Annotated in this window: 27 protein-coding genes and 1 tRNA gene; 11 read left to right on the top strand and 17 right to left on the bottom strand. The window is 30.7% G+C overall.

What is annotated here, in order from left to right; translation table 11 throughout:
- Nucleotides 1–13: 13 nt before the first annotated feature.
- From accC to pdxA, 6 genes are all read right to left on the bottom strand, one after another.
- Nucleotides 14–1,354: an acetyl-CoA carboxylase biotin carboxylase subunit gene (gene accC, locus MK851_RS10085; RefSeq protein ID WP_303507949.1), complete on the bottom strand. Its 1,341-nt coding sequence runs from the start codon at nt 1,352–1,354 to the stop codon at nt 14–16.
- An 89-nt stretch (nt 1,355–1,443) separates the two neighbouring features.
- The gene (accB, locus tag MK851_RS10080) at nt 1,444–1,926 is read right to left on the bottom strand and encodes an acetyl-CoA carboxylase biotin carboxyl carrier protein (protein ID WP_303507948.1); all 483 of its coding nucleotides are present in this window, start codon (nt 1,924–1,926) and stop codon (nt 1,444–1,446) included.
- Nucleotides 1,927–1,949: 23 nt separating this feature from the next.
- The gene (locus tag MK851_RS10075) at nt 1,950–2,945 is read right to left on the bottom strand and encodes a beta-ketoacyl-ACP synthase III (RefSeq protein WP_303507947.1); all 996 of its coding nucleotides are present in this window, start codon (nt 2,943–2,945) and stop codon (nt 1,950–1,952) included.
- Between the two features lie 150 nt (nt 2,946–3,095).
- On the bottom strand, nt 3,096–3,290 hold the full coding sequence (gene rpmF / locus MK851_RS10070) for a 50S ribosomal protein L32 (RefSeq protein WP_047789948.1): 195 nt from the start codon (nt 3,288–3,290) through the stop codon (nt 3,096–3,098).
- An 8-nt stretch (nt 3,291–3,298) separates the two neighbouring features.
- Nucleotides 3,299–3,835 (bottom strand): YceD family protein, encoded by a 537-nt coding sequence (locus MK851_RS10065; RefSeq protein ID WP_303507946.1) that lies wholly within the window; start codon nt 3,833–3,835, stop codon nt 3,299–3,301.
- Nucleotides 3,836–3,909: 74 nt separating this feature from the next.
- Complete coding sequence (gene pdxA, locus MK851_RS10060) at nt 3,910–4,944, bottom strand: 4-hydroxythreonine-4-phosphate dehydrogenase PdxA (protein ID WP_320243614.1); 1,035 nt, start codon at nt 4,942–4,944, stop codon at nt 3,910–3,912.
- A gap of 63 nt (nt 4,945–5,007) precedes the next feature.
- On the opposite strand from pdxA, the gene MK851_RS10055 reads away from it, so the two are divergent.
- Nucleotides 5,008–5,598 (top strand): riboflavin synthase, encoded by a 591-nt coding sequence (locus MK851_RS10055; RefSeq protein ID WP_303507944.1) that lies wholly within the window; start codon nt 5,008–5,010, stop codon nt 5,596–5,598.
- Between the two features lie 29 nt (nt 5,599–5,627).
- Complete coding sequence (locus MK851_RS10050) at nt 5,628–7,172, top strand: patatin-like phospholipase family protein (protein ID WP_320243611.1); 1,545 nt, start codon at nt 5,628–5,630, stop codon at nt 7,170–7,172.
- Nucleotides 7,173–7,192: 20 nt separating this feature from the next.
- Here the strand turns inward: MK851_RS10050 and MK851_RS10045 are convergent, their stop codons facing one another.
- Nucleotides 7,193–7,516: a hypothetical protein gene (locus MK851_RS10045; RefSeq protein ID WP_303507942.1), complete on the bottom strand. Its 324-nt coding sequence runs from the start codon at nt 7,514–7,516 to the stop codon at nt 7,193–7,195.
- A gap of 6 nt (nt 7,517–7,522) precedes the next feature.
- Nucleotides 7,523–7,984 carry a hypothetical protein gene (locus MK851_RS10040; RefSeq protein ID WP_320243609.1) on the bottom strand — a complete coding sequence of 154 codons (462 nt, stop codon included), beginning with the start codon at nt 7,982–7,984 and terminating at the stop codon, nt 7,523–7,525.
- Nucleotides 7,985–8,184: 200 nt separating this feature from the next.
- Here MK851_RS10040 and MK851_RS10035 point away from each other — a divergent pair, with 200 nt between their 5' ends.
- A complete protein-coding gene (locus MK851_RS10035; RefSeq protein ID WP_320243607.1) occupies nt 8,185–8,571 on the top strand; it encodes a hypothetical protein in 387 nt (128 codons plus the stop codon).
- Between the two features lie 78 nt (nt 8,572–8,649).
- Here the strand turns inward: MK851_RS10035 and MK851_RS10030 are convergent, their stop codons facing one another.
- Genes MK851_RS10030 through MK851_RS10020 form a run of 3 tightly spaced genes read right to left on the bottom strand, consistent with a single transcriptional unit; the run spans nt 8,650 to nt 12,322 of the window.
- On the bottom strand, nt 8,650–9,516 hold the full coding sequence (locus tag MK851_RS10030) for a universal stress protein (RefSeq protein ID WP_320243606.1): 867 nt from the start codon (nt 9,514–9,516) through the stop codon (nt 8,650–8,652).
- A 3-nt stretch (nt 9,517–9,519) separates the two neighbouring features.
- Complete coding sequence (locus tag MK851_RS10025) at nt 9,520–11,136, bottom strand: BCCT family transporter (protein WP_303507938.1); 1,617 nt, start codon at nt 11,134–11,136, stop codon at nt 9,520–9,522.
- Between the two features lie 28 nt (nt 11,137–11,164).
- Nucleotides 11,165–12,322: a hypothetical protein gene (locus MK851_RS10020; protein WP_320243603.1), complete on the bottom strand. Its 1,158-nt coding sequence runs from the start codon at nt 12,320–12,322 to the stop codon at nt 11,165–11,167.
- A gap of 519 nt (nt 12,323–12,841) precedes the next feature.
- Between MK851_RS10020 and MK851_RS10015 the strand changes: the two genes are divergently transcribed.
- From MK851_RS10015 to MK851_RS10005, 3 genes are read left to right on the top strand one after another with little or no spacing between them, the layout of a single operon-like run.
- Nucleotides 12,842–14,152 carry a tyrosine-type recombinase/integrase gene (locus tag MK851_RS10015; RefSeq protein ID WP_320243601.1) on the top strand — a complete coding sequence of 437 codons (1,311 nt, stop codon included), beginning with the start codon at nt 12,842–12,844 and terminating at the stop codon, nt 14,150–14,152.
- A 56-nt stretch (nt 14,153–14,208) separates the two neighbouring features.
- The gene (locus MK851_RS10010; RefSeq protein ID WP_320243599.1) at nt 14,209–14,505 is read left to right on the top strand and encodes a type II toxin-antitoxin system HigB family toxin; all 297 of its coding nucleotides are present in this window, start codon (nt 14,209–14,211) and stop codon (nt 14,503–14,505) included.
- Between the two features lie 2 nt (nt 14,506–14,507).
- Nucleotides 14,508–14,867, top strand: coding sequence for a helix-turn-helix domain-containing protein (locus MK851_RS10005; RefSeq protein WP_320243597.1), 360 nt, complete (start codon nt 14,508–14,510; stop codon nt 14,865–14,867).
- Between the two features lie 77 nt (nt 14,868–14,944).
- Here the strand turns inward: MK851_RS10005 and MK851_RS10000 are convergent, their stop codons facing one another.
- Nucleotides 14,945–15,175, bottom strand: a complete 231-nt coding sequence (locus MK851_RS10000; protein ID WP_320243595.1) for a helix-turn-helix transcriptional regulator — start codon at nt 15,173–15,175, stop codon at nt 14,945–14,947.
- Nucleotides 15,176–15,417: 242 nt separating this feature from the next.
- Between MK851_RS10000 and MK851_RS09995 the strand changes: the two genes are divergently transcribed.
- The 5 genes from MK851_RS09995 to MK851_RS09975 all read left to right on the top strand — a co-directional run bounded on the left by MK851_RS09995 (nt 15,418) and on the right by MK851_RS09975 (nt 17,777).
- A complete protein-coding gene (locus MK851_RS09995; protein WP_320243592.1) occupies nt 15,418–15,822 on the top strand; it encodes a hypothetical protein in 405 nt (134 codons plus the stop codon).
- 7 nt (nt 15,823–15,829) lie between these two features.
- Entirely contained in the window at nt 15,830–15,991 is a 162-nt protein-coding gene (locus tag MK851_RS09990) for a hypothetical protein (RefSeq protein WP_320243590.1), read from the top strand.
- 341 nt (nt 15,992–16,332) lie between these two features.
- Nucleotides 16,333–16,482, top strand: coding sequence for a hypothetical protein (locus MK851_RS09985; RefSeq protein WP_320243589.1), 150 nt, complete (start codon nt 16,333–16,335; stop codon nt 16,480–16,482).
- The gene (locus MK851_RS09980; protein ID WP_320243587.1) at nt 16,483–17,256 is read left to right on the top strand and encodes a hypothetical protein; all 774 of its coding nucleotides are present in this window, start codon (nt 16,483–16,485) and stop codon (nt 17,254–17,256) included.
- Between the two features lie 119 nt (nt 17,257–17,375).
- Nucleotides 17,376–17,777: a hypothetical protein gene (locus MK851_RS09975; protein WP_320243585.1), complete on the top strand. Its 402-nt coding sequence runs from the start codon at nt 17,376–17,378 to the stop codon at nt 17,775–17,777.
- A 71-nt stretch (nt 17,778–17,848) separates the two neighbouring features.
- Here the strand turns inward: MK851_RS09975 and MK851_RS09970 are convergent, their stop codons facing one another.
- The 5 genes from MK851_RS09970 to MK851_RS09950 all read right to left on the bottom strand — a co-directional run bounded on the left by MK851_RS09970 (nt 17,849) and on the right by MK851_RS09950 (nt 22,458).
- Nucleotides 17,849–19,333 carry a hypothetical protein gene (locus MK851_RS09970; RefSeq protein ID WP_320243583.1) on the bottom strand — a complete coding sequence of 495 codons (1,485 nt, stop codon included), beginning with the start codon at nt 19,331–19,333 and terminating at the stop codon, nt 17,849–17,851.
- Nucleotides 19,334–19,433: 100 nt separating this feature from the next.
- Complete coding sequence (locus MK851_RS09965; protein WP_320243581.1) at nt 19,434–19,685, bottom strand: helix-turn-helix domain-containing protein; 252 nt, start codon at nt 19,683–19,685, stop codon at nt 19,434–19,436.
- A gap of 257 nt (nt 19,686–19,942) precedes the next feature.
- Entirely contained in the window at nt 19,943–20,923 is a 981-nt protein-coding gene (locus tag MK851_RS09960) for a hypothetical protein (RefSeq protein WP_320243579.1), read from the bottom strand.
- 436 nt (nt 20,924–21,359) lie between these two features.
- A tRNA-Ile gene (locus MK851_RS09955) sits at nt 21,360–21,433 on the bottom strand.
- 53 nt (nt 21,434–21,486) lie between these two features.
- The gene (locus MK851_RS09950; protein WP_320243577.1) at nt 21,487–22,458 is read right to left on the bottom strand and encodes a polyprenyl synthetase family protein; all 972 of its coding nucleotides are present in this window, start codon (nt 22,456–22,458) and stop codon (nt 21,487–21,489) included.
- Nucleotides 22,459–22,529 lie beyond the last annotated feature (71 nt).

Genomic DNA, 22,529 nt, shown 5'->3' with positions numbered 1-22,529 from the left:
ATATTAAAATATGTTATGCTTCCATTTCAAAATCCTCCATAAATTTAGTGGTATAATTACCCGCTACATAATCTGGATGATCCATTAACTGTCTGTGGAAAGGAATCGTTGTTTTTACACCTTCAATAACATACTCATCTAATGCTCGTTTCATTTTGTTGATTGCTTCTTCACGAGTTTGTGCAGTAACAATTAATTTAGAAATCATTGAATCGTAGTTTGGTGGAATCATATATCCAGCGTACACGTGAGTGTCTATACGAACACCATGACCACCTGGGGCATGATATGAAGTAATTTTTCCTGGAGCAGGTCTAAACCCGTTATACGGATCTTCTGCATTAATTCTACATTCAATAGAGTGTAATTGTGGCTTGTAGTTTTTACCAGAAATTGGTACACCAGCAGCAACTAAGATTTGCTCTCTAATTAAATCGTAATCAACTACTTCTTCAGTAATTGGATGTTCTACTTGAATACGTGTATTCATTTCCATAAAGTAGAAATTACGGTGTTTGTCTACTAAGAATTCAACCGTTCCAGCACCTTCATACTTAATGTATTCAGCAGCTTTAACAGCAGCAGCTCCCATATCATCACGTAATTCTTCCGTCATGAAAGGAGAAGGAGTTTCCTCAGTTAATTTTTGATGACGACGTTGTACCGAACAATCTCTTTCAGATAAGTGACAAGCTTTACCATAAGCATCGCCTACTACTTGAATTTCGATATGGCGAGGCTCTTCAATTAACTTCTCCATATACATATCGTCATTTCCAAAAGCAGCTTTTGATTCTTGTCTAGCAGAATCCCAAGCATCTTTTAAATCTTCGGCTTTCCAAACAGCACGCATACCTTTACCACCACCACCGGCAGAGGCTTTTAGCATTACAGGATACCCAGTTTCTACAGCGACTTTTTCACATTCTTCAAAAGTAGTGATTACACCGTCACTACCTGGTACACATGGTACTCCAGCAGCTTTCATGGTAGCTTTAGCGTTTGCTTTGTCTCCCATACGGTCAATCATCTCAGGAGAAGCTCCGATAAATTTAATTTCGTGCTCTTCACACAATTTTGAAAACTTAGCATTTTCAGCTAAGAAACCATATCCTGGGTGAATTCCATCAGCGTTTGTAATCTCCGCTGCAGCAATGATGCGATCCATTTTTAAATAAGACTCGCTACTTGGTGCAGGTCCAATACAAACAGCTTCATCAGCAAATCTTACGTGTAAGCTTTCAGCATCTGCTTTAGAGTAAACAGCTACTGTTTTAATCCCCATCTCTTTACAGGTTCTAATTACACGTAGCGCGATTTCGCCTCTATTGGCAATTAATATCTTTTTAAACATGTCTTTTAGTTTATGAGTTTATTGGGTTTAGTTATTTAAAAGTTTAGTGATGTACTAAACCTTTAAACTTAAAACTTCTAAACCAAAAATTATGATGGGTCTACTAAAAATAATGGTTGATCAAATTCTACAGGAGAAGAATCGTCCACTAACACTTTAACGACTTTACCAGATACTTCTGATTCAATTTCGTTAAATAACTTCATTGCTTCAATGATACAAACAGTATCACCAACTTTTACTTCAGTTCCCACTTCAGCAAAATTAGGTTTGTCTGGAGAAGGCTTTCTGTAAAAAGTACCAATGATAGGTGATTTTATAGTTACATATTTTGAGTCGTCTGTAGTTTCGGCTGCTACTGGGATTGAAGCAGGAGTAGCTGGTTGTGCAGGGGCTGCCGCTACCATTTGTGGAGCTGCCGCTACAGGAGCAGGAGCTTGTATAATAGTAGTTTCAGGAGTTTCGCTTCCAGTTTTAATGGTGATTTTAATATCTTCCATTTCTAGCTTTACTTCACTTGCACCTGACTTAGCTACAAACTTTATAAGACTTTGAATTTCTTTAATGTCCATTTTCCTAAATTTTAGTTGTTTAGTTATGAGTTATATGCCCATTTTAAGTAGATAGCTCCCCATGTGAAACCTCCACCAAATGCAGCAAAAATTAAATTATCTCCTTTTTTCAACTCTTTTTCATAATCAGCAAGTAACAACGGTAAAGTAGCAGAAGTAGTATTTCCGTACTTATGAATATTCATCATTACTTTATCATCTTCTAAGCCAACTCTATTTGCTGTAGCTTCAATGATTCTTTTATTAGCTTGGTGTGGAACTAACCACTGAATGTCATCTTTTGTTAAATTGTTTCTGGTCAACATTTTTTCAGAAACATCTGCCATGTTAGAAACGGCAAATTTAAATACTGTTCTACCTTCTTGATGAACAAAGTGTTGCTTGTTTTTAATAGTTTCTTCTGATGCTGGTAAGATTGACCCGCCTGCATCAATTTTTAAGAAATCACGACCAATTCCGTCGCTTCTTAAATATTCATCTTGCAACCCTAAACCGTCGTTGTTGGGTTCAAATAAAACAGCACCTGCTCCATCTCCAAAGATGATACAGGTAGCTCTATCACTATAATCTATAATTGATGACATTTTATCAGCACCAATTAGTAATACCTTTTTATATCGACCACTTTCAATATAACTTGAAGCCGTTGACATACCATATAAAAAACTTGAGCAAGCAGCTTGTAAGTCATAAGAAAAAGCATTTACAGCTCCTATTTTAGAAGCGGTGTAAGCTGCTGTAGAAGCTACAGGCATATCTGGAGTAGCAGTTGCTACAATAACCATGTCTATATCTTCAGGTTTTGTATTTGATTTTTGAAGTAAATCTTCTGCTGCTTTTATAGCCATAAAGGAAGTCCCAAGGCCTTCACCTTTTAAAATCCTTCTTTCTTTGATTCCTGTTCTGGTAGTAATCCACTCATCGTTTGTGTCTACCATCGTTTCTAGCTCCTTATTGGTAAGAGCATGTTCTGGAATATATTTCCCTACCGCTGTTATAGCTGCAGTTATTTTAGTCATAGTTGTTTGTTTTGTAGTAAAACGAGTTTTCAAAGTAATGAAAATTATTTCACTTTTTTATAGAAAAAAACACCAAAAAGAGCATCTTTTGATGTAAAAACATAAAAAAACCCTCAAAGTAGAGGGTTTTTTAATTTTTTAAACTAGTTTTTAAGCCTCAGCAGCAGCACTTTCTAATACTACTTGACCTCTGTAATAAAGTTTTCCTTCATGCCAGTGAGCTCTGTGGTATAAATGAGCTTCTCCAGTTGTAGGATCAACAGCTATTTGAGGTACAGAAGCTTTATAATGAGTTCTTCTTTTATCTCTTCTAGTTTTAGATATTTTTCTCTTTGGATGTGCCATTTTATGTCTTATTTATCTGTTAGTAAATCCTTTAATTTATCCCATCTAGGATCTGTTGATTCTTCCTCAACAGTTTTTTCTTCGTTTATTCTTAATTCTTCTAATTTCCTTAAAGCATCCGATTGCATAGTGCCATCAGCAACATTTGGATGTACTCTTTTGCTCGGTGTTGATAATACGATTAATTCATAAATGTATTGAGCTACATTTACTTGATAAGCTTCATGTGGAAGAATCAAAATTTCATCGTGTTCATCATTAAATTCATGTCCAAACTTAACAACCAAATCTAAATTACCATTAATGGGTAAGTCAAATAACTCATTAGTAATATCACAAGGAACGTTAACTGTTCCGCTTATATTAAAAGCAAGCTCTATTAAAGTGCTTTTTTTAGTAAATGTAATATCCGCTTTTACGTTGGCGCTGTTAAACTCGTCAAACTGAAATGCTTCAAAGAACGTTTTGCCAATTTGATATTCAAACAAATGACTTCCTTCTTTTAAACCTACAAAAGGTATGTTGAATTCTTTTAAGTCTTTCATCTACAACTATCAATTTGAGCGTGCAAAGATATAAAAAATGTTTTTACTTTTATATTTTGAGTAAAAAAAATGAACTATTTTGCTTTTAATGCGTTTTTTGTAAGTTCTTGATACTCTTTTCTGTTTTTAAATATTTGTAGTGAGGTAAATAAGGCTTCTTTAAAAGATGTAGGGTTGGCTTTGTTTTTACCTGCAATATCAAATCCAGTTCCATGGTCTGGAGAGGTTCTTACTTTACTCAATCCAGCGGTGAAGTTTACACCATTTCCAAACGATAGCGCTTTAAAAGGAGCTAATCCTTGGTCATGATACATGGCTAAAACTCCGTCAAATTGTTCATAGGTTTTAGAACCAAAGAAACCATCGGCTGCATACGGACCAAAAACTAATTTACCAGTCTCTTTAATTTCAGTGATAGTAGGGCGAATAATTTCGTCATCTTCAGTACCAATAATTCCATTGTCGCCACAATGTGGATTTAGCCCTAGTACAGCTATTTTAGGTTTGCTAATGTTAAAATCTTGTTTTAAAGAGTTGTACATGATTTCAATTTTAGATTTTATAAGCTCAGGTGTAATCGTTTCAGCTACTTTTGAAACAGGAATATGACCAGTTATTAAACCAATACGTAATTCATTTGTCATTAAAATCATTAAACTTCTTCCATCAAAGTTTTCTTCTAGGTATTCTGTATGCCCAGGGAACTTAAATTCTTCAGATTGAATATTTTCTTTGTTAATAGGAGCTGTAACAATAAGATCTATTTGATTCTTTTTTAAAGCCCCAACAGCTGCTTGTAATGATTTCAAGGCAAATTTACCACCTTCTTCAGTAGTTTTACCTAAGTCTACCTTAACCTCTTCTTTCCAACTGTTTAATAAATTAACTTTACCATGCACAAGTTTATCTAAAGAAGTAATTCCATGAATACTGGTATTAAGTCTTAACGTCTTTTTATGATATGAAATCAATTTGTTTGAAGCAAATAAAACTGGAGTGCAAAAATCAAGCATTCGTTTGTCTTCAAATGTTTTTAAAATAATTTCGATACCAATTCCATTGATGTCCCCAACCGAAATTCCGACAATAATTTTGTTTGCTTTATCCATAGTTTACTTTCGTAGGTAAAGTTGTATTTTTGATGCTAACAAAAGTAACTAAATTTTTATAGAATGTTTACCGGAATAATAGAAACTCTTGGAATTGTAAAAGGGATTGAGCGTGAAAAAGAGAATTTACACCTTACAATAAGAAGTACAATAACCAATGAATTAAAAATAGATCAGAGCGTAGCACACAATGGTGTTTGCTTAACAGTTGTGGCAATTGATAAGGATGAGTATACAGTTACAGCTATAAAAGAAACACTAGATAAAACGAATATAGGTGATTTAAAGGTAGGAGATGAGATAAACCTTGAAAGAGCAATGAAGTTAGGGGCTCGATTAGATGGGCACATAGTACAAGGGCATGTAGATGGAACGGGAGTTTGTAAAAATATAGAAGATGCCGAAGGGAGTACAGTTTTTACTTTTTCATATGATTTTGATGGAACAAATATCACTATTGAAAAAGGTTCAATTACTATAAACGGTGTAAGCTTAACGGTGGTAAACTCTAAAAAGGATGAGTTTAGTGTGGCTATTATTCCATACACTTACGAGCATACAACCTTTAAAAACTTTAAAATAGGTACCAAAGTGAATTTAGAGTTTGATGTAATTGGAAAATACGTGGCTAGACTACATGCTTTAAGAGGGTAAGATAAAATTATAAAAATTGCACGAAAACCATGGAGCTATTTAAGTCTATTGCCTTATGTTTTTCTGGAGGAGGATATAGAGCAGCTTGTTTTTCTTTAGGAACATTATCTTTACTAGAAAAAGTAGGTTTACTAGAAAATGTAAAAGCAATTTCTACCGTTTCTGGAGGAACAATTACTGGGGTTAAATATGCACAATCTCAATTTGAAGAGAAAGATTTCCAAACTTTCTTTAATGAGTATTATACATGGTTGGCTAAAGATGAATTAACCAATAATGCATTAAGTCATTTAAGATCGCCTTTAATCTGGAATCAACCAGAAAATAAGCATAAACGAAAGAACCCAATTAACGCGTTTGCTATAGAGTATAATAAGTTAACAAATAATGCAACTTTAGGAGAGGTTCAAGATGCAATTAGCAAAGGAAAAACACATTTAGAAAGGGTGATTTTTAATGCTACAGATTTTGATAGTACGCATCAGTTTAGATTTCAAAATATAAAAGGAAATCAAAAAAGATTTGGAAATGGAAAAGCGCATAGCAAATATAAAGGGGTTATTTATGATATAAAATTAGGAGATGTAATTGCTGCTTCTACAGCATTTCCAGGAGGATTTGAGCCTATAGGTTTTCCGTACGATTTTACTCCGAAGCATAATGATTTAGAGGAAATAGGATTGATGGATGGAGGTATTGTAGATAATCAAGGTGCTTCTGTTTTTGTGTCTGAAGCGCAAAATCAATATGAAGGAAAACCTGAACTTCATGATTTATATTTTTTGTGTGATGTTTCATCGCCATATCCAGGAGAGGGTTTTAAATTTGCTTCTGATTCTTGGTTTAGTAAGTATGTGTCCTATGTGTCCAGCGCTTTTACCTTATTGTTTATGTTGATAGTTACCGTGTTTTTTGGAGTACAAAAGATGATGGTTTGGTACACAGTAAGTGTTGTAGTATTAGCTTTTTTGGTGTTTATTCACTTTCTGTTTTTTTCATTATCTAAATTAATGCAAAATGAAACAGGTGTAGATCAAAGGTTATATTTACCGCCAAGGAGAGTTGGTTTTTATATACTTAATAGGGCAAAATCTTTAGTTCGTATGGCAAGTGTAGTTTTTCTTAAGAACGATAGAAGGCAACATGCAAATGCTATTTACAGTACTTTCCCTAATAAAATAATTACATCTACAGTGTATGAGCTACGATGTAAAGATGCTTCAGGAAATCAAACAACCCGACCAGAGAACGAGAGAGGTTGGGAGGAAATAAAGAAATATACAGGAGACATAAGCGAAGCAATTATTAAAAATTCAAATAAAAGCGCATCGTTTGGTACAACTCTATGGTTCACGAAAAAAGATAAGGCAAATGGTATGTTAAACAGTGTTATTGCATGTGGAGAGTATACTGCTTGTTATAATTTGTTATCATATCTAATTATTCAATATGGTGACAGAGCTACTGAAATGCTAATTTTTAAAGAATTATTATCTCTTTGGGAGAAGTTTCAAGAAAATCCCCATTTTTTAGTAGAGGAGCGTCAAGAAAAATTAAAAACGATGAAAGGGTAAATATTCATCGTTTTTTAGTTTTAAAAAATTAAAGTTTTTATTGTACTTACGATAGTATTAAGAACTTTATTTTTAAAATGACCTAAGCTTATTTTTGAAATACCAGCAGCTTGTAAAGCCTTCATTTGAAATAAATCCTTCTGGCTTTTTACTAACCATTCAAAATCTTCTGCGGTAAGTTTTCCTTGCGCTAATAAAGACGTCCATCTTTCTAGTTTGTCTTTTGAATCATTCAAGAATAGTTCAATGTCTTTTTTAGATTCTTGTGAAAACTCACTAAACTTATCACTAAATAAAGAGATTAGTGATTTTTTTAATTCTTGTAATATTTTTTCGAAATCCATAGCGTATTAATTGTTTGAAAGAAGTTCTAGTAATTTGTTTTTTGTGGCAGGTTCTTTTTTGCTTTCGTATTCAAGTAACAGATTAAATGCCTCAGTTATTTGCCCTTTAGTTTCCGTGATAAAAAAAGGAGAAAGCTTACCTTTTTCTTTCCATCGTTTCAAAAAACCAGCAAGTAAGTTTTTGTCTTGGTCGGCTAATAATAACCACATTTTATAGGTTATCTCATTGTTGGGCTTGTATTTTTCGTATTCAACAATTTTAGCAATTTCATTATGTAATTTTTCAATTTCGGTAATATTTTCTTGGTAAGAGCTTTCAGCTTTTTCGATAAGCTGATTAGCATCTATTTTTATTTCAATAGTTTTTTGAAATGAGTATTGGTCGTAAGGGGCTGTTTTAAGAATACTGCAAGAAGAAAGAAAAGCAGTAATAAACACTAAAATAAAGAAAGGTTTGTTGTTTTTCATTAGATAGTTAGATTAATTTTTAAGTAAGTAAATTTAATGCTTTATGAATAAAAATAAAGAGAAAAAACACCCAGAAAAAAGTAGTGTTTTTCAGGAGTAACTACCATAAAATGTTATTGTTTGTTTGGTTTTTATGATAATAATTATGATAGTCAATGTGTTATGTTCGTATCTTTGAGTAGAATGTAAATTAATAAGTTATGGATATATCAGCCTTTTTACTAAAGTTTTGGGGATGGTACTGTATTATTTTCTTCTTTGTGTTAAGCTTTAATCCTAAAAGAATAAAACAAATAGTAGATAATTTGCAAGATGCGCGGTTTTTAATTATTCTCTCGCTTTTTGCAATTATAATAGGGTTACTTAATGTGTTGGCTCATAATATATGGGAAGCAAATAGTAAACTGTTGGTGACTCTGTTTGGTTGGTTAGCTTTAATCAAGGGTGTTATTTTATTTACTTTTCCTAAGCAAACAATTAAATTACTAAAACAAAGTAATATGAAATTTATACAGGGAGCTTACTTGTTATTATTCTTATTAGGTATGTTTTTGTTGAATGAAGCCTATGGAATTGTTCCTTTTTAAATTGAAATAAAAAGATTAAACCAATGAATAGGAGATAAAAAACGGAGCTGATATTCAACTCCGTTTTTTATAAATTATTTATGAAGCAATGTAGCGCTTTACTACCCACAAAGGAACATGTAAATCATGAGTAAATAACTCTTCAGTAACACTTCCTACTAAAAGAGAAGTAAAGTTATTGTGCCCTTTATCTGCTACAAATAAAATATCAGTTTTTTCTTTCTCTGCAACAGCCCTTATTTTTTCAGGAATACTGTCATCACCAGCTGAAGCCTTTAAAGTTTCTACATTTGAAGCTTTTACTTTATTAAGTAACTTTTTAAACTGTAACCCAACATGTTTTTCTACTTTCTCACGAGCCTTATCTACTTTGATATATGGGAAAAACAATTGAGGTATTTTAAAAACATTTAATATTTTCAAAACAGATTCTTTCTTTTTGTTAATAGATGAAGCAGTGTTAAAAGCTTTAAGAGAAGCTGAAGAAAAATCGGTTGCGACCATAAAATTTTCAGGATTTAAGTTTGCTTCCTTAGGAATGGAAAGAATATTACATTTTGCCATTCGTAATAGTTTTCCTGAAACCGATCCAGATCCTTTGTAGGTGTTTTTATTCCCTAAAACGATAAGGTTAGCATGGTATTTATTGGCTACATAGCTGATTAAGCTTTCTGTATAAGCATCATCAGAAACTAATAATTCATAATTACAATCAGCATCAAAATGTTTACTAATGCTATTGTCTAACTCTTCTTCAATAATATCTTCAATGCTTATATTTTCTAACTGTTCAGAAAATAAATTACTTATTTCATACTTTTTTACATTATGAATAAAATATACATTTTCTGTTTCATGATTTTTTGCAAGCATGCTACAGTATTTAATAAGTGTAACATCTAGTTCAGAAAGGTCTAAGGCTACTAGTATATTTTTAATTTTCATAATTTAAGGTTTTTGTTTTTTCGAATCTATTAATCTTTTTACAGTTTCTTGGTATTCTTCCTTCTCTTTTTGATTTAAGCGTTTAAGATGCTCTTTGTAATCTTCTTTTAATCCTTTAAAAAGAGAATAACACATTAATAACAAAAGTAAGGTAAAAGGAAGCCCTGTGGCAATAGATGCTGTTTGAAGTGCCTTTAAACCACCTCCTAATAGTAATACAGCAGCTACAGCACCTTCAGCAAGAGCCCAAAATATACGTTGCCCAACAGGAGCGTCGATTTTCCCACCAGAAGTTAAGCTATCAACTACCAAAGAACCAGAATCTGAAGAAGTAACAAAGAAACTAGCAATAAGTATAATTGCAATAATATTTAAAGCCATTGAAAACGGGAAATCTTCTAAAAACACAAAAAGGGCAGTAGCAACATTATCGTTTACACCATCTGCAATAGTAGGGTCTCCTCCTAAAATTTCGTGTAAAGAAGTTGCTCCAAAAGCAGTAATCCAGAATAAGGTGATTAATGTAGGAACAATTAATACTCCAAGAATAAACTCTCTAATAGTTCTCCCTTTAGAAACACGGGCGATAAACATACCTACAAAAGGAGACCATGCAATCCACCATCCCCAATAAAAAATAGTCCATGAGTTTTGCCATTCTGTTCCAGAATAGGCTTCTGCCCAAGTAGAAAGGCTTACCAAATCATTTACATAACTACCTGTATTTTGTACAAAGGACTTTAAGATGAAAATAGTAGGCCCTAAAATTACCACAGCGAGCAATAGAAGTACAGCAATACGCATATTCATTTCACTTAAGAATTTTACTCCTTTGTCAACTCCTGAAACTACAGAAATGGTGGCAATTAACGTAATTCCGACAATTAACCATATTTGTAGTGAAATTCCTGAGTCTAAACCAAAAACATGTTCTAAACCAGCAGCAACTTGCTTAACACCCAGTCCAAGAGAAGTTGCTAATCCAAAAACAGTAGCCAAAACAGCAAAAATATCTATAATATCACCAATTCTACCGTAAATCCTATCTCCTAAAAAAGGATAAAAAACAGAACGAATTGTTAAAGGAAGTCCTCTAGAGTACGTAAAATACGCTAACGATAAACCTACTAAGGCATAAATACCCCAAGCATGTAACCCCCAGTGTAAAAAAGTAACGTTCATAGCTTCTTTAGCAGCAGCGGCAGTATTTGGGTCAGCCATAGGAGGTGAAGATAAATGATAAACAGGTTCAGCAATACTCCAAAAAAGTAAACCAATTCCCATACCAGCACTAAAAAGCATTGAAAACCATGAGGTAGTTGAGAATTCTGGTTTCGCCTTTGCGCCTCCAATACGTAAAGTTCCATATTTACTAAAGGCTAAGTAAAGCATAAAGGCAACAAAAATGTTTACGGCTAAAATAAATAACCAACCAGTTTTGTTTGCTATGAAATTTTGTGCTGTATCAAAATATGTTTGTGCCCTTTCTTTAAATAGTAAAGTTAAAGCTACACTTAGTATAATTACTATTGAAGAAGTGAAGAATACAGGTCCGTTAACTTCGAGTCCAAAGATTGATTTTCGCTCGTCACTTCTAATTATTTTTTTTGCTTTCTTCATGTGTTAATGTTTTGTGCTATGTATTCTATTAAAAATAGTATCCGATATTTATGTTAAACCTCATGTCCCAATCAGCATTAGGTGTTCCGTTGGCTAAAGAATTTGTCCACACTGGGCCTAACCAAGGATGGTCTTTTCCCGCGGCAAAATCTATATAAGTATACACATTACCAGCTGTTACTAAGAAACCAAATACATTCATTAAACTGTCTTCAAAGTTTTCAGCTGCTTTATCCATGTAACCAAAATCATTATATACTTGTATGCTAGAGATAGGTTTCCATTTTACAGGAAAAGTATAAGCAGCACCTAAAGTATACGTTGTTGCTTCTGTAGCGGTAAGGTAAGGAGCTCCATAGGCAGTTAAAGCGATAAGATCGCTATAGGTAGTGTTTTTAGTATTGTACTTGTAAGTAGATACTTGTGCTTTTAAATCAAAGTTTTTTACGTTTAATTGGTAATGTAAGGCAAAAGCATGGTGACTTGAAGTATCTTCAGTATCTAAATTATAAAGCCCTCCATATTGAGCAGAAAACCCTATTTGGTGCTGTGTGTTTTTACTTCCGAAATGATAAATTACTTTACCATTTAATTGGTTTGTTTCCTTATATCTTAAATCAAGGTTTCCATCTCCATCAATGTCTATAGAGGCAACATCGTAAGAGTATCGGCTATTAGAAACATTAGAGTTGCTTCCGAAATTAAGTTCTTCAGCATTTTTAAAAAAAGCCAAGGCATATTCCCATTTCTCTCCTTTATGGGTAAATTTTACTCCCATATCATGGTCGTCTTCTAGTCCTAAATAATAATTAATACCAAAAAACCAACTATGAGAATTGTATTGAGTAATACCAAAAGGCACTTGTGTTAATCCTAATTGAATATTGTCTTTTTCGTTAAAGTCGTACCCTAACCATCCTTGTTTTAGCATACCGCCTCCAAAACTTTGTGAGTAAAAGCGATATTCAGCATTTAGCTTTATTCCTTTGTATTTTGCTTTAGCGTTAATTCTAAAGACGTCGAAGCCGAAATCGCCTCCACGCTTTTTTTGACCGTCTTTCCAAGAAGATAGGTTGTAGTTAAATCGTAGTGCTCCGCCAATTTTAACCTCAGGCTTTTCTTGTGAAAACATAACTGTAACAAAAGAAAAAGCAACTAAAACTAGGCTTTTTTTTGTGAAATTCATTGTTAATTTTAATAAATGTGAAGAAAGCGTACTCGTAAAAGCACATTTTCAAGTGAAAGGGTAAGAGAAACCTCTTTTTAGCTTAAAAAAAGATGATTATTTTGAAGGAGGAATGAATTTATCTGATTGATTTCTAAAAACTAAAAAGTTAAAACTGAATATTCGTTTATTCTTTTTGTCTTTGAGTTTTTTTATCATAAGGCTGCAAAGATACTGATTAAAAAGGAGGTTCAAAAGAAAAATTTTGTAGAAGTAAATAGAAAAGCACCTACAAATAATATGTAAGTGCTTGAATTTAAGAGTGGTCCCACATGTACTTCGTTAATAGCTCGTTTTAAAACACATTTAATGACAATTGTTAGTTTGTCAGTAGTGTCAGCAAGAATAATACTCTACGTCATTAAATAAATTTTAAAATAATTCAGAATTATTCAAACAAAAAGCACCCTACAAAACACCCTTGTTTGGTATATGATTCGCATTGTTTTAAACATAAAGTTGTAATAAAAGTAATTTAAGATGAGTAATTTAACATTAAAAAACACACACGGAGTAATTAGGTTTAGTTTAAAAGATTCTATAAAAAGTTTAGAATTAACCCCTAAAAAAGAAAGTTTAATAGTACTATACTTCTCCTCAAAAGGAAATAGGTTTAAAAAAAGCTTAGGCTATAAATGTTCTTTTAAATATTGGGATCAGACAAAGCAAAGGGTTAAAACAGGCAAAGGAATGATGTCTAATGCTTACCAAGTAAATGCGTTTATTAATAATATACAAGCCTATGCGGAGGAAGAGTTATTAAGAATGAGGAAAGAATATGGTTCTATAAATGTTGAAGAATTATCTGAGTTACTAGGAATTAAGATAAATGGGGTTGAACAAGACAAAGAAAAGGAAATAGATGAAAATAAAAAACTGGTCTATTATTCTAAAAAATTATTAGAACAAAAAAAGAATCATGTTAAAATAACAACAGTTAGGTCATGTAGTCAAACTATAAAAATGCTTGAGAAATTTGAAAATGAGAATGGAAGCGTTTTAAAATTTGATAATATTGATTTGTCCTTTTATCGAATGTTTGTAGGTTTTTTAGAGAAAGAAGGATATAGTTTAAATAGTGTTGGAAAGCATATCAAAAACCTGAAAGTATTCCTTAATGATGCTTTAACTAATGGAGTAACGAAAAATGTAATTTTTAAAAGTAGAAACTTTAAAGTTTTAAGAGAAACTACTACTGATATATACTTAACAAAAAAAGAAATTGATGTTTTAGCAGAAAAAGACTTTAGTAAAAGACCTAAAATAGAATTAGCTAGAGATATTTTTTTAATTGGTTGTTATACAGGTCAACGAGTTAGTGATTATAACGGATTAACAAATGAGAATATTGAAATAATAGATGGTCAGAAATTTATTAAAATACATCAAAAGAAAACCAATACAGTTGTTCATTTCCCTATAATACCTCCTATACAAAAAGTTATGAATAGATATGAAGGAAGTTTCCCTCCTAGATTGAGTGAGCCAATTTTGAGAGAGAATATAAAGTTAGCATGTAGTAAAGTTGGTTTTAAACAACTAGTTAAAGTAACTTGTACAAAAGGAGGGGGAGTGTTAAATAAAGAATTACCTATGTATAAGTTAGTTAAAACACATACAGCAAGAAGAAGCTTTTGTACAAATCATTATGTAGCTGGTAAGCCTATCCAGAATATTATGCTTTTTTCTGGTCATAAAACAGAAAGAGAGTTTTTGAAGTATGTAAGAATAGAAAAAAAGCAAGAAGCTTTAGCTGTAATGAAAAGCGGATTTTTTAATAACGAAATTTAAAATTATATTTTGAAAAACAAAATTTGGTATTATCTTTGCAAACACATATTTGAACAATGCGTATAGTTACTTATAAAAGAATTCAAGAGTTTATTTTAAAATATGCAGATGCGGAAACACCTTTAAATGTTTGGTATCATACAACGAGTGCTAAAGATTGGAAAAATCTTAATGAAATAAAACAAACTTTTAATAGTGTTGATTATGTTGGAAATAATAGATATGTATTTAATATAAAGGGAAATGATTATAGGTTAATAGCTATTATATCATTCAATGCGCAAAAGGTGTATATTCGTTTTATAGGAACTCACGCCGATTATGATAAAATTTCAGATATAAAAAACATTTAATTATGATACGTACAGAGACAGAATACAAGGCTATTTTAGAGCGTGTAGAGGAGCTTTTACAAGATTCTGATAACATAGAGAATCAAAACGCAAAAGGTTACGTAGAACTTAATATACTTTCTGATTTAGTTGCAGATTATGAAGAGGCAAATTATCCTATTTCTAAGCCTACACTTACAGAGGTGGTAAAATTAAGAATGGTAGAAAAAGGATTGAATCAAATAGGTCTTTCTGAACTTTTAGGGGTTAGTGCTTCTAGGGTTAGTGAATATTTAACAGGTAAAAGTGAACCTACATTAAAAGTAGCTAGAGAAATAAGTAAAAAGTTAAGTATAGAGCCATCTATTGTTTTAGGAGTTTAACTTTTTTAATGTAAGCTTAAAGGAAAGTGCAATTAATTTTGTGCTTTTTTTTGTTTAAAAGGAATTCAAAAAAAATATTATAGTTTAAAAAGAATTTCGTCTATTTCAACTTCTAAAGCTTTAGCTATTTTAATTATGGCAATTATAGATAATTTATTTTCTCCTCTTTCAGCCCTTCCAATTTGGTTTTTTGATAAGTCAGCATCATAAGCAAGGTTAAACTGAGAGATGTTTCTCTCTTCTCTTAAATTTCTAATCCTTTTACCGATTTTAATTAATATTTCTTGCTCTTCCTCCTTAGTAATCATAAGGTAAATTTCAACCTATCTAAAAAAAAATAATGCCCCATATTTGGGGTAATTGAATTTTTTGTAGATATTTGAAGAGATTACGGGAATACGTAAAGCAAACATTATTTATGTAGTTAAATTCGAATCAAATAAAGCATAACTAAAAGTGTCTAGTTGTATAGAAGTTATATGTTCAATTCCATGCTTTATGTTTTTATAATTATTCATTTTGGAATTGGGTGAAACATTAAAAAATAAATATGAAAAAGATATTATTACTTTTTACTTCATTTTTAGTTCTTTCTTGTTCTTCAAATGATGACATTGCAAAAGGCTTAAGTATAAGCCCTCCAAGTTGGTTACAAGGAACATGGCTTGTTGAAGGAGGAACGTCAGAAACAGGTTTTAAATTCACTAATAATGATTTTTGTTTGGTGGTGTTAAGCTCTCAACAAACATGCTTTAAAGAGGCTTTAAAGCAAACTCAAACAGCAGGAGCAAACGCAAGTGTAATAGAGGAAAAGGATAACGATAGTTACTTTATTGAAATTACATTAGCAAGCCAAGTTACCACTTATGAATTTAATCGAATATCAAGTACAAAAATTGAATGGGTTAATGATCCTTTGGGGGATTTAAGTCAAGCTATATATATAAAGCAATAAATATATTATGAAGTACCTTTATGTTATTTTACAAGGTGGTGCACATGTAGATTCATACATAGATGCAATGGAATATAAAAAAGATGGGGGAGGAAGTCTTTTAGGGTTAGTTTTTTTTGGTGCTGTATTTTTACTGATAATAATACTCCTTGGTAAGAAAAAGAGCTAATTTAAAATAGCTTGTGGAGTTGTGTATAGTATGTCTTTTTAGAATTAAAATTAATTACAAATATTAAAAACGTAACATATAATAACTCATTATAAAGTTCAGTTCCATGTTTTTAATATCCATTCAATTAGGTTTTGGATGAAAAAATTGATGTTATGAAAAAAATAATTTTCTTTTTCTGTATTAGCTTATTTTTTTCTTCATGTAATTCAACGCATAGAGGAGGAAGTGGTCTATTTATTCATTGGACATGGGTTGTTATATTAGGTTACTTTTTATTTAAGTATTTAATACGTAATGAAAATAAATAAGATTTTCACTTAACAAAAAAATATTCGGATATGGAAAAAGAGAAAACAAATAAAATCAAAGCAACTTACATGGGAATAGATACATTCTTTGTAGTAACAGAACACAATAAATCTTTTTTCTGTGAAAGTAGAGAGGAGTTAGAAAAACTTTTTAAGGATAACAATTTTGAATTAATGTAAATGGAAGAAACAATAAAGTTTAAAGAGGTGTATCTATTATTGTTAATTTGTTTTCCTTTATTCTGTTATTCACAAAATAATGATTTACCAGAAGGAAGTCTTATAAAAGGAATGGAGTTACCGACAATTGGGCAACCAACTATTGTTAATGGTAGAGTGCAATATCCTGTACTTAATGATTATAGTTATGAGAAATTTAAATCATCTGAAAATGAAGTAAATACTTTGTTGGAAATAAGGGATAAAGAAAGAGAAACTGCTGCTTATGTAGCTGATTTTTTCAACTCTGCCGCAGAACCTAAAAAAGTTTCTTTTCAAGAATACAAACCGACTTCGAGTAATAATTATTATACAAATTCTAGTAAGTCATCATATAAACAGTATACCTATGGTAGAGATTATTCAAGTAATAATAATGATATGTTAATCATTACCTTTTTAATAATAATTACTACCCTTATACCAATTATTTTATATTTCATCTATAAAAGATATAAGATAAACCTATCCATTCCTCCTGAAAAAAAATTAGAGAAAGAAATGAAAATGAAAATTGAGAATAGAGCTATTTATATTTATCGTAATCAATCAGTAGATATAGATGATATGAATATTAAAGCTTTAATCTTAACTAATGCAATTTTTAGTGCCGAAGATTTTTATGCTAAACGACATATTTCAATATCTCAAAAATTTGGACTAGATAACGAAACAACTTTGTCTGTAATAAAGAGCTCAGGGAAGTTTATTTTTAATAAACTAATAGAAAGGTAAGATTTAATTATTAATCTATAAAGGTTAGCGTGTTGTATTTGTAGTTAAAAAGGATAAGTTTATTTATTATATAGGCTTTTTGTTATAAACTAATTATTGATAATATTAAATAATAAAAAATGGCAGTTATAATTATAATTTTAGGAGTTGTGATATGGTACTTTATTAGTTTTAATAAAGAGAAAAATAAACAAATAGAAAAACTAGAGGTCTATGGGGGTTTTCATAGGGCTTATGAAGAGCTTTTGAGTGAGTTTTATGAAATTCCTAATGTGCAAGTTTTAAATAAAACCCGAACATCAATAACATTTTTAATTAATGATAGGTTTGCGGTCACGCATTTTTATATAATGCATAGTTTTAATAAGATAAATGTAACTTGGGAATTACAAAGTATTAGTTATGGTGAGCATAAATTAAATTGGACTTTTCCTGATTACCAACTACAATCTCAAATGTTAAAAGTCATTTTTAGTGATATGGAGGCTTATAATCAAAGGGTTTATGAGAAAATGATGTAGATTATAGCTTTAAATTGAAGAAATATTATGGTTTTTATCCGTATCGAAAATATAAGTTATTATTTAAAAAATTAAAGTGAGGGTGTCCAGTCCTCACTTTTTATTTTTGGCGGTATGTTAAATATTTCAAACAACCTGTTTTTTAAGTAGTTTTTAACCTCTACTTCATGTTTTTTTGTAACAATTATACTGTCATGAATTGTAGCCATAAACATTTTGGGATGTTTTTTAGAAAGCTCTTTAGTTATTATATCTAGAATGATAAAAGATTCTACTTGTTGAAGAAATTTAGGAAACAACTTTTTTGCTTTTTCTATTCTCTCCTTGTCAATGGCTTTTCTTTTCTTTTTGGGTATTTCTAACTCTTTACAATGTTTGAAATCATGTATAAATTTATTTATGGGTTCTGGATAAATTCGTTTTAATTCTTTTATCCCTTTAGAATAGTTTTCGAGAGAACAGTACATGTATTCTAAGGTTAAAGATTTACAATACTTTCTTTTTTCAACTAGTTTTCCTGATTGTTTTTTGGAATTAGGTTTAATGAAGTAAAAATTTTCATTTGCTTCATACTTTATTTTTTCTTTAAATTCTAAACTTAAATTATCGTTTACATAAGTATAAATATCAGTTAGACTAATTAACTTGATGTATAACTCTATCCCATAGCTATCAAGAGGTGTAGAAAGAATAGAATTCATTAGAGAGTGAAACTTATCTCTTACCTCTTTGCTACGTATCCCTTCCTTTATGAAAGTAAGTGTAGATAAGTCTTTATTCTTGAATAGGTTTAATATGCCTCCTAATAAATAAGGTTGTGATGATTTAATATCTAAAGACACTAATTTATCTTCTTTATGTTTTATAAAGGCTCTAAGCTCTTCTTTCATATTTGTTAAGTTACTATGAAGTCTATTGTCATTTTTACTTCTAGAGTAATGCCATTGTCCGAACCGAATTTTATTTACACTTGATGAATATTGAAGTTTTTTGTCATCGCTAAAAGAGCCACTATTGATGAAGTGCAAAGCTTTTTTCCAGTCTATTTGAATTTCATCTCCATTTAACCATTTTGTTAAGTGTTTTGTATTCCTTTCAGCTGCTTTTTTCTTTTTATTTTCAATCTTGTTTATTTCATTAAATAGGTGTGTTTCATATTTTTTATTTAAAAATTCATAAACGTCATAAGTATTTTCGGTTACTTTTTGAGTAGCTCTTGAATGTAAAACCTTATAGCCAATAGCCCTGTTGTTTGTTTTACAATAAGGTATAGTTTTTATAAACTCGTGTTTTACTAAAAAATCTTTATATTTTTTTAGTTCTTTCCTTAAAAAGAGATTAAGGGTTTTAGAAGGTATTCTTACAAAGGTATTCTGAGAACTTTCTCTTACCTGACTTTTTTTGTAATTAATAAAGTGTATGAAAAATACTGCCATATCCATACTAATTCTGTTTTCATCTGTTCTGTCTAAATGTTTATTATGTTTCTCTACTATTAATTCAAGAACATTAAATAAATTGCTGTTAATTGTTATATAATAATTACGATAAATCATTGTCAAAATTTTTAAAAAAAGACAAAGAGAGTCCTGGTGATATGAGGATACCACTTTGTCTTTTTAATTAGTAAATAATAGGTTTTGTTCTTAAGTTAGATTAAGCGACCTGCCTATGAAAGTTTAGTAAGTCACTTTTTAGATACAATACTTTTCCATTCAAACGTATTGCAGGTAGTTTTTGAGTTTTGTCGAGATTCCACAATGTAGTTTCGGAAATTTTCAAAAACTCAGCCGCTTCTTTCCTTGAGAGATAATAATCAGAAGAATCTCTTTTAGGATTGTTGATTAATGATAGTTCTCTTTGTTCATGTAATACAGTTAATACTGCTTCTTTAATGATAGTCTTCAAGTCATCTATAGATAATTGAAGACATTGGATAATTTTTTCTTTTTTTACCACTTTTTACTGTTTAAATTACTAGCAATAAGCTCATCTTATTGCTTTTCGAGTGCAAGGTATCTGCTCTAATTGAAGTAAAAAAATAGGCGGACTAATGAGGTTTTATATAAGAAAAGCTAGACAATATTATTACTGGGAGTTGTTGGGAATCATAAACTTTTGTTAAAGGACTAACAGGGATTAAATAGAGTTAATAAAAAGTTAAATTAGTCTAAAAAGTTGAATTGGTCTTTCTTAGTTTTTGTTTCTTTTTGTTGTCTCTTTCCATAAGCATCGGCTTTTGTTTCTGTAAAAAAGTTATAGAGTATTCTTAATTTTTTAACTCCTTTACTTCCTTTTTCTAAAAAATTTTTAAAAATTGATTGTTTATGGCAATAGTTGTAGAACCTTAAAAAGTCAGAAGCTGATGTTAGCCAAGTATCTCTTGAGTCATTTAAGAAGTTTCTTGTTATTAATTTTTCTTCATATTTCTCAAATTTTTCAATACTCATAGAATCTCCAATTAAAAAACTCAATATCTCATCTCTTTTATGATTTGAAATATTGTTTTTTTTAGATTTAGGAGATGTTTCTTGTGGCAGATTATATTTTTTTTCAGGTTTTTCTTGATGAGAATAGGCATAATTAAATTTTATTCTACTGTTGTCTATATATCCTGAATAGTTGTTCCAAATTAAATCATAAATGCCCTTTAAGTGACTCCATATATGGCAGTTAGGGTATAGGTATTTGTCATCTATATTAAACTCTTCCTTTATTTTAAGTCCTTTAATTTTTAACTCTCTATTAAAGATGTAAATTGAAACTTTTGTTTCCCAATGATAAAAAATGAATTTTTCTAAGTTTTTAATTAATTCATTTATTCTACTTTTCTTTAATAGATCTGAATCCTCTTTGTAATTTGATATATATTCTTCGATGAAATTATTGTATTCATCACGATAAAACAGGTTAAAGAATAAGTTTATATTCTTATGGACAACAGCTCTACTGTATTCGGGTGACTCCAAGTAAGTGCTAAGGGTACAACCACTAATAATCTCAAATATATAACTAGTTTTAAAAGGGTAGTCTCGGTCAATACAAAACCAATTAAATACTTGGAATTTTTCAGGAGGGTTGGATAGATTTAAAGATTTATTTTCATTAATTTTAATAAAAGTGATTTTTTGTTCTCTATTCAGCATTTTTTGGTTTTGTGTTTGGATGCACGTCAATATATGAAAATATATTATGTTTTTTTTCTAAAAAAAAGTAGTTTTTTTTATTCAAATTATTGGTAATGCGTACATATGCACTTTTTGTAGGATACTAGATTATTCTTTTTAGATTATTAAAGTTAAAAAAAGGGTTGTCAAAAAAATAAATAAGACCTTCTGTCATAACCCTTCAAGAGCGCTTGTCTGTGTATAAGATTTTTGTTTTACGATACCCCTATGTTTATTAATCATAGCTTTATTTTTCTGCGCCAAGAGAAAAAAATATGGTTGAAATTTTGTATCTTTATTTTAGTAAGTAGAGTTTAATTGCTTGTTTTTGAGTTATAAGCACACTGTGAAGCACCCTAGTAAAAATGAAAAACTCGCAACAGTACTATTTATAGTGTGTTACGAGTTTGTTAAGTGGTCCCACATGGGCTCGAACCATGGACCCCCTGATTATGAGTCAGGTGCTCTAACCAACTGAGCTATAGGACCAGTTAAATTTGGATTGCAAAAATAAAAACTTTTTTAAATAAACACCTATTTTTTTACACTTTTCTACTCATTAAATTTTTGCCAAAAGTACGTAAACCTTCTTTATGCTTACCAGAAATGGTAAGGTAATTTAAGCTTTCGAAAGACTTATCTGTGTAGTACTCAATAAGTTTGTGGGTTTCTTTCGGGATGTTGTTTTTCTTAAAAATAGCTGAAACAGTAGTCACTTTTTCAGTGTTATTTTTTTGTTTTCCATTGTAAAGATTTAGTAAACTTTCTTTGTCAGCATCATTAGCTACCTCTAAAGCCTTTAAATAAAGAAATGTTTTCTTGTTTTCAATAATATCTCCACCAACTTGCTTTCCAAAAGATTCTGGGTCACCAAAGGTATCTAAGTAGTCATCTTGTAACTGAAAAGCAATTCCTAAGTTTAAACCGTAATTATATAAATGTTGCGCTTGTTCTTCATCAGCTTTAGCAACAATAGCCCCCATTTTTAAAGCAGCAGCAACTAAAACAGATGTTTTTAACGTAATCATTTCAATGTATTCATTAATGGTTACATCATTTCTAGTTTCAAAGTCAACATCTAACTGTTGGCCATCACAAACCTCTAAAGCAGTTTTGCTAAACAATTGTGCGAGCTTTCGAAAAACTTCAGGTTCATAATTTTCAAAATATTGATAGGCCAAAATAAGCATAGCATCACCAGATAAAATACCCGTATTTATATTCCATTTTTCGTGTACAGTTTCCTTACCTCTTCTTAAAGGTGCATCATCCATTATATCATCGTGTACTAAAGTAAAGTTATGAAAAACTTCAACAGCGAATGCAGCAGGTAATGCCTTTTGATAATCGTTTGAAAAAACATCAGCAGCAATTAAGGTTAACATCGGGCGAATTCTCTTGCCTCCTAATCTTAAGATGTAATCTACTGGTTCATAAAGGTTTTTAGGTTCTCTTGAGAACTTCTGAGATTCTAAAAAAGCTATAAAGTCTGATTGATATGATAATATGTCCAAATCTGAAAATTTTTGTAAAAATAAGGTAAACATAAATTTTAGCTACAACGTAATGTTAAAAAAAGATTAAA

The organism is Tenacibaculum sp. 1B UA (assembly GCF_033978845.1).
Taxonomy (GTDB): domain Bacteria; phylum Bacteroidota; class Bacteroidia; order Flavobacteriales; family Flavobacteriaceae; genus Polaribacter.
This window is presented reverse-complemented; position numbering and strand designations above follow the sequence as displayed.

Excerpts from the sequence above, each read along its gene's own strand:
- MK851_RS10040 (WP_320243609.1), bottom strand. The coding sequence starts at position 7,984 with ATGAAAAACAACAAACCTTTCTTTATTTTAGTGTTTATTACTGCTTTT.
- MK851_RS09960 (WP_320243579.1), bottom strand. The coding sequence starts at position 20,923 with ATGCTGAATAGAGAACAAAAAATCACTTTTATTAAAATTAATGAAAAT.
- MK851_RS10045 (WP_303507942.1), bottom strand. The coding sequence starts at position 7,516 with ATGGATTTCGAAAAAATATTACAAGAATTAAAAAAATCACTAATCTCT.
- MK851_RS10035 (WP_320243607.1), top strand. The coding sequence starts at position 8,185 with ATGGATATATCAGCCTTTTTACTAAAGTTTTGGGGATGGTACTGTATT.
- MK851_RS09980 (WP_320243587.1), top strand. The coding sequence starts at position 16,483 with ATGGAAGAAACAATAAAGTTTAAAGAGGTGTATCTATTATTGTTAATT.
- MK851_RS10055 (WP_303507944.1), top strand. The coding sequence starts at position 5,008 with ATGTTTACCGGAATAATAGAAACTCTTGGAATTGTAAAAGGGATTGAG.
- rpmF (WP_047789948.1), bottom strand. The coding sequence starts at position 3,290 with ATGGCACATCCAAAGAGAAAAATATCTAAAACTAGAAGAGATAAAAGA.
- accB (WP_303507948.1), bottom strand. The coding sequence starts at position 1,926 with ATGGACATTAAAGAAATTCAAAGTCTTATAAAGTTTGTAGCTAAGTCA.
- pdxA (WP_320243614.1), bottom strand. The coding sequence starts at position 4,944 with ATGGATAAAGCAAACAAAATTATTGTCGGAATTTCGGTTGGGGACATC.
- MK851_RS10050 (WP_320243611.1), top strand. The coding sequence starts at position 5,628 with ATGGAGCTATTTAAGTCTATTGCCTTATGTTTTTCTGGAGGAGGATAT.
- accC (WP_303507949.1), bottom strand. The coding sequence starts at position 1,354 with ATGTTTAAAAAGATATTAATTGCCAATAGAGGCGAAATCGCGCTACGT.
- MK851_RS10025 (WP_303507938.1), bottom strand. The coding sequence starts at position 11,136 with ATGAAGAAAGCAAAAAAAATAATTAGAAGTGACGAGCGAAAATCAATC.
- MK851_RS10030 (WP_320243606.1), bottom strand. The coding sequence starts at position 9,516 with ATGAAAATTAAAAATATACTAGTAGCCTTAGACCTTTCTGAACTAGAT.
- MK851_RS10075 (WP_303507947.1), bottom strand. The coding sequence starts at position 2,945 with ATGACTAAAATAACTGCAGCTATAACAGCGGTAGGGAAATATATTCCA.
- MK851_RS09990 (WP_320243590.1), top strand. The coding sequence starts at position 15,830 with ATGAAGTACCTTTATGTTATTTTACAAGGTGGTGCACATGTAGATTCA.
- MK851_RS09975 (WP_320243585.1), top strand. The coding sequence starts at position 17,376 with ATGGCAGTTATAATTATAATTTTAGGAGTTGTGATATGGTACTTTATT.
- MK851_RS10000 (WP_320243595.1), bottom strand. The coding sequence starts at position 15,175 with ATGATTACTAAGGAGGAAGAGCAAGAAATATTAATTAAAATCGGTAAA.
- MK851_RS10005 (WP_320243597.1), top strand. The coding sequence starts at position 14,508 with ATGATACGTACAGAGACAGAATACAAGGCTATTTTAGAGCGTGTAGAG.
- MK851_RS10020 (WP_320243603.1), bottom strand. The coding sequence starts at position 12,322 with ATGAATTTCACAAAAAAAAGCCTAGTTTTAGTTGCTTTTTCTTTTGTT.
- MK851_RS09970 (WP_320243583.1), bottom strand. The coding sequence starts at position 19,333 with ATGATTTATCGTAATTATTATATAACAATTAACAGCAATTTATTTAAT.
- MK851_RS09995 (WP_320243592.1), top strand. The coding sequence starts at position 15,418 with ATGAAAAAGATATTATTACTTTTTACTTCATTTTTAGTTCTTTCTTGT.
- MK851_RS10015 (WP_320243601.1), top strand. The coding sequence starts at position 12,842 with ATGAGTAATTTAACATTAAAAAACACACACGGAGTAATTAGGTTTAGT.
- MK851_RS09985 (WP_320243589.1), top strand. The coding sequence starts at position 16,333 with ATGGAAAAAGAGAAAACAAATAAAATCAAAGCAACTTACATGGGAATA.
- MK851_RS10065 (WP_303507946.1), bottom strand. The coding sequence starts at position 3,835 with ATGAAAGACTTAAAAGAATTCAACATACCTTTTGTAGGTTTAAAAGAA.
- MK851_RS10010 (WP_320243599.1), top strand. The coding sequence starts at position 14,209 with ATGCGTATAGTTACTTATAAAAGAATTCAAGAGTTTATTTTAAAATAT.